General features: G+C 76.8%; 1 protein-coding gene. It reads right to left on the bottom strand.

All coding sequences use genetic code 11. From position 1 onward, the window contains the following. Positions 1-142: 142 nt before the first annotated feature. Positions 143-1506, bottom strand: a 1364-nt coding sequence (locus HGA02_RS18910; protein WP_168680886.1) for an outer membrane protein assembly factor BamB family protein, incomplete at its 5' end; no start/stop codon positions are given.

The raw sequence follows: 1506 nt of genomic DNA, 5'->3' as shown, positions 1-1506 counted from the left end.
GTCGTCCTCGACGAGCTCGACGAAGGAGAGACGGTCACCGCGGGCCATGCGCGAGGGTACCTCCGCGGCGTGGACGCACCGACCGCCGGGTGGCGTCGGGACCGCATGCGCACCGCGCGGAGCGGGCGACGCGTGGGGCGGCTCAGCCGAGGACGGTCGCGGCCCGCTCCGTCGCCGCGAGGACGTACGGTCCCAGCGGGTACGCCCACTCGACCTCCCGCGGCAGCGGGATCTCCCGCACGAGCTCACCCGTCCGGCGGTCGAGCACGGAGAGCGCGAGCCTCCCGTCGTCGGTGCCGCCGAGGACCGCGACGTGGGGGCCGTCGCACACCACGCTGCTGCGCACGACGCCCCCCGGCACGTCGTAGGCCCAGAGCAGCTCCCCGGTGCGCGCGTCGAGCGTCCGGACGCCCGAGGAGGCCGTCGTGTGGACGCGCCCCTCCGCGACGACGGCCGTCAGCTCCAGCGACGACGACACGGCGACCGCCGACTCCCAGCGCTGCTCGCCCGTCGCCGCGTCCCAGCCCCAGGTGCGCGAGCCGATGCTCGACACCTCGAGCCCGGGGGCGCTGCCGTCGTCGAGCGTGCGGCGGGCGAGAGTTCCCCGGACCAGGAGGTCGGGCTCGCCCGGGCGGAGCACGCGATTGCGGCCGTCGTCGGCGGGGAGCGTCAGCCACTGCGCGTCGGGCGCGCCGGCGTCCGACCGGAGGCCGTCGACCCGCTCGCCGTCGGCATCGAGCGCGTACGTCTCGCCCGTCGTGTCGTAGACGACGACGTGCCCGCCGGCTGCGCCCAACGACACCCACGACGCGTCGTCGGCGTACGCGGGCAGTGCCTCCGGGTCGCGGTACCGCCACCGCTCGGTGCCCGTCGCGGTGTCGACCGCCACGACCTCGACGTGCCGCTCACCGTCGACGAGGCCGAGCGCGACGACGTCGCCCAGCACCGCGGCGACCGGTGTGCGGGGGACGTCGACGGACGAGCGGACCGCGTGGCTCCGCAGGTCGACGACGACCACCCGCGACCACGACGAGGGCACCTCCGGCGTGTCACCGACGCCCGCCTGCGCGTCGGTGGTGTGGCACACGAGCACCTCCGGCACGCGGTTCGGGTCGGACAGCCCGGCGGGCGGAGGAGCGCACGTGACCGCACCGGCCCACGCCGCCGTGCTCGCACCGCCCGGCTGACCGATCGGGACCGACCACACGACGTCGCCGGTGCCGAGGTCGCGCGCGACGACGCCGTGCGACCCGTCGTCGAGCGTCGCCGGACCGATGCCGGTGCTGCCCTCGACCAGCAGCGGGAACCAGGCCAGGCCGGGCTCGATCTCCCAGAGCGCCGTCAGCTCGGTGCCGACGTCCGCGCTCGCGCCGCGGAGCGCGGCGATCCGCCCGTCGACGGCGGCCGCGCGTCGGTCCAGCACGACCTGCACGCCGCCGAGGACGAGGACCGCTGCCGCGACGACGGCACCGACCAGCAGCGCCGAGCGCCGAGCACCGCGGTGCG

The sequence above is a fragment of the Cellulomonas septica genome, from assembly GCF_012396155.1.
Classification (GTDB): Bacteria; Actinomycetota; Actinomycetes; order Actinomycetales; family Cellulomonadaceae; genus Cellulomonas; species Cellulomonas septica.
Note: the sequence above shows the minus strand (reverse complement) of the source record. Positions and strands in the feature narration are given on the sequence as shown.